Source organism: Primorskyibacter sedentarius, from assembly GCF_004342065.1.
Taxonomy (GTDB): Bacteria; Pseudomonadota; Alphaproteobacteria; order Rhodobacterales; family Rhodobacteraceae; genus Primorskyibacter; species Primorskyibacter sedentarius.
This window is the reverse complement of the sequence record NZ_SLZU01000067.1, coordinates 1-3,062: the sequence shown is the minus strand read 5'-3', so window position 1 is coordinate 3,062 and position 3,062 is coordinate 1. Positions and strand designations below refer to the sequence as shown.

Genomic DNA, 3,062 nt, shown 5'->3' with positions numbered 1-3,062 from the left:
CGCGTTCAGCCTGTGGAACAGCTATGCCGCTGAAATGACCGCATGATGGTGAGGCCGATCTTGCTCACGTCGCTAAAGAATAACCTGACAAAGCCCATCGATGTTCTCTTTGAAGCAGAGGTTATTCCATACCCAGGTACGATGTGGGCTCCGAAAGAACCGCCCCGTTTGATCTTGAGCTTCCGCAACGGCTCGACAAGCATCCAAAAATCCGACTGCACACAAATAGCCATTGTAGGCGGTCTGATCGCCATCTCCGCAGTTCTTGTTTGGATCTTCAGGATGGTCGAGTTGCTGATTTACACGGGCTTTTGCAGGGAACGAGCGATACTGACCTGGCATACCACTACAGCGTTCTCCAATCCGGGTAGAATCGCTTTTCCCACCTGCCCAGTAGCTAATCAGTTCATCCGGGATCGCATCGCCAACGTTCGAAATTGGCCAGGATGGAAGAATATCCCAAGGTTTCGCCGAAACGGCGTTTGTGGCGAACATGATAGCGAGCAGACTTAGGACAGACGCATGTATTAGCCTTGTTCGAATAAACATTTCTCAGTTCCTCCAACTAATAAAGAATAGCAATACGACGTTCTCAAAACCCTAAGTGTCTGACGTCAGACACTCGAAGTCAGATGTCTTTTAGAAAATTCACCAGTTCAAAGGCGTGTCGCAGTTGGGCTTGAACGGATGGCCGATGCCGATGTAGCCAGTCTTCCAGCGTGTGCCGTCAAAGCAGAACCTAACGCGGATGTCTTTGTTTCTGCCGTAAGTGATCCCAACGTCTGTTTCTGACAGCCGGGTCAACCCGTGTCCCCGCCCGTCAGCAATTAAACGCGCCTTCTGAACAATATTCCCGTTAGATTGAAATCCATAGAGTTTCACGATGTCGCCGTGATTGCCGTAAACGCGCGCAATGTAGTTGGCGCCTGCTACATATCTTTGACCCCGCCCGTCATGTATACGGTCTGTTATTCTGATGTAGCTGTCGGCACCTTTGTACCGGAATATGTCCAGCACATCTCGATGGCGTCCCCGCATTACTGCTGTGAAGGTGTCGCCGGACTGAACATCCCCACCACATGAGTAGTTCTTGCCATCCTGGATTCTAACGAAGAATGCGTTTTTCCAGTTTGAGTCTCCCTTTTTGCCGATCCGAAGAAGGTCGTTGTTCCTTCCACCAATGAAAACATTCCTTTGTCTGCTGGCAGCACCGCACAAGTTAAATGAGTCAGCCTCAGCTGCACGACGATTGGCTTCGCAGGTAGCCGTGTCACCTTGCCCTTTGTCCTGCCAGAATCCGCACGACGGTAGGTCAAGGATTACGCCTGCATCACTTTGGCACCTGCGACACGCCTCTGCGCTTGTTGCTGTGACGACAGCGACCGTGAAAGCTATGTAAAATTTGCGAAACATTGTTTTCCTCCAAATATTTTAGAAAATTCTGACCTTTCGGAAAAAGATGTCAGTATACTGAGGTAACTTCATGATCCGTTTGGATCATGTGGCGGAATTTTTCATTTCTGCGGAAGCTAACCTTTGTTGTGAAACCTGAAGGATATGCATCACTGACCGACATCTATGACGCCGCTGTCAATCTTGGACGTTGGCGGCGCGCGCTTGATGCGGTTGCTTCTGCCGTAGATGCAAAGGCGATAGCATTGCTGATCCGCCGCCCAGACCCGGCATCTAAAGACCTGCAGATGCTCAACTCAACTTATCTGAATTTTGTCCGCAGCCCTTGGGGCATCTATTACGGATTGCGGCTTAGCCGCCTACAAGACCCTGACTGGGACTTTCTAAGTCGCCAACCTGCGCATAAACCGACGGCTGATACGGCAATTGGGCCGAGCGCTGAAGAACTAGACCAACGAGCGGATTATGCCTTCTTGCGCAAAAAGCTAGGGGTTGGTCGGCGTCTAGGTGTACGGCTGAACTCAGACAGTGTATGGTTCGATGCCATGAGTGTTGCATTTAGTGCAGACGCTCGTGTGATTCCTCAAAGTGCGTTAGACGGGACCCGCTTTCTGTTGCCGCACCTAACAAAAGCAGTCGAGATCGGAAGGACTTTCGCACAACTAAAATCGCGATATTCTGCGGTCCTGACAGCACTTGATAGGGTCAAGGTTGGTCTGGCCATAGCTCTTCCGTCAGGTGATATTATTGTCGAGAACGAAGAAGCGAAACGCATTCTCTCGATGAAGGATGGTTTGACGAAGCCGGGCGACGGTCAGCTACGATGCCATGATACAGATCAGAATGCAGAGTTACGCGACGCAGTATCCAAAGCTGCAAGTACGGTGCGAGGCGAAGATAGCGTTAGCGAATGCCTGATTGCGCTGAAACGCCCATCTGGGCAGGCTTCTTTGTTGATCGACGTCGCGCCCCTTAAAGACAGCAAGGCGGAACTAGACGGTCCACTTGAAGGCGCTTTGATTACGATTATCGACCCTGAGCGTGTCCCCTATCTCAAGATGGATCGTTTTATTGCCTTGTATGACTTGACCGCCGCTGAAGCCGACGTGTGTCAGTTGATCTTACAAGGTATGCCCATCAATGACATTGCCGAGATGCGGAACACCTCTCCCGTCACAACCAAAAATCAGATTGCTTCGATCCTCAATAAGACCGGCGTTGGCCGCCGAGCTGAATTAATCCGGTTGGTTATCCGGGTTCTGCCGCCTGTCGACTGATGAATCGTGGCAAAAACCCCATGCCAAAACTATTGCGACAAAATCGCTCGTTTTAGTCGCATACAGCAGCAGTATCGAAATCGTTGAGAAATCTTGCGCCACAAACCCATGGCAAAACTGCATTTGACTTTGTCACGTCTTGGCGCGCATTCGTGATAACGGACATTCGTAGAGAGCGCAGCATCGGTGAGTCTGGGGCTCCCTGCCGCCTTGCGGCACTGCAACGTCGTGACCACCGGCCTGGGCAGTTGCCGTCGTCGTCGCAGGTGACCGCAGGCAGCCCGAAGTCGACATTCATGCAAGGCGCAGCATCCGCTCTGCTGCAGTCGCACAATCAAGCGGGCTGATCCCCGAAAGCTGACGCTCGGAGCG

Annotated in this window: 3 protein-coding genes; 1 reads left to right on the top strand and 2 read right to left on the bottom strand. The window is 51.6% G+C overall.

Annotated features, from left to right (window positions below; genetic code table 11):
- Positions 1 to 72: 72 nt before the first annotated feature.
- Together EDD52_RS23430 and EDD52_RS23425 are read right to left on the bottom strand one after the other, a co-directional pair.
- Positions 73 to 549, bottom strand: a complete 477-nt coding sequence (locus EDD52_RS23430; protein ID WP_132249011.1) for a hypothetical protein — start codon at positions 547 to 549, stop codon at positions 73 to 75.
- Positions 550 to 648: 99 nt separating this feature from the next.
- Positions 649 to 1,413, bottom strand: a complete 765-nt coding sequence (locus EDD52_RS23425) for a hypothetical protein (RefSeq protein WP_132249010.1) — start codon at positions 1,411 to 1,413, stop codon at positions 649 to 651.
- 86 nt (positions 1,414 to 1,499) lie between these two features.
- Between EDD52_RS23425 and EDD52_RS23420 the strand changes: the two genes are divergently transcribed.
- Positions 1,500 to 2,690: a helix-turn-helix transcriptional regulator gene (locus EDD52_RS23420; RefSeq protein ID WP_132249009.1), complete on the top strand. Its 1,191-nt coding sequence runs from the start codon at positions 1,500 to 1,502 to the stop codon at positions 2,688 to 2,690.
- Positions 2,691 to 3,062 lie beyond the last annotated feature (372 nt).

What these genes read in the sequence shown, in the direction of transcription:
- EDD52_RS23420 (WP_132249009.1), top strand. Translation starts at nt 1,500, where the DNA reads ATGTGGCGGAATTTTTCATTTCTGCGGAAGCTAACCTTTGTTGTGAAA.
- EDD52_RS23425 (WP_132249010.1), bottom strand. Translation starts at nt 1,413, where the DNA reads ATGTTTCGCAAATTTTACATAGCTTTCACGGTCGCTGTCGTCACAGCA.
- EDD52_RS23430 (WP_132249011.1), bottom strand. Translation starts at nt 549, where the DNA reads ATGTTTATTCGAACAAGGCTAATACATGCGTCTGTCCTAAGTCTGCTC.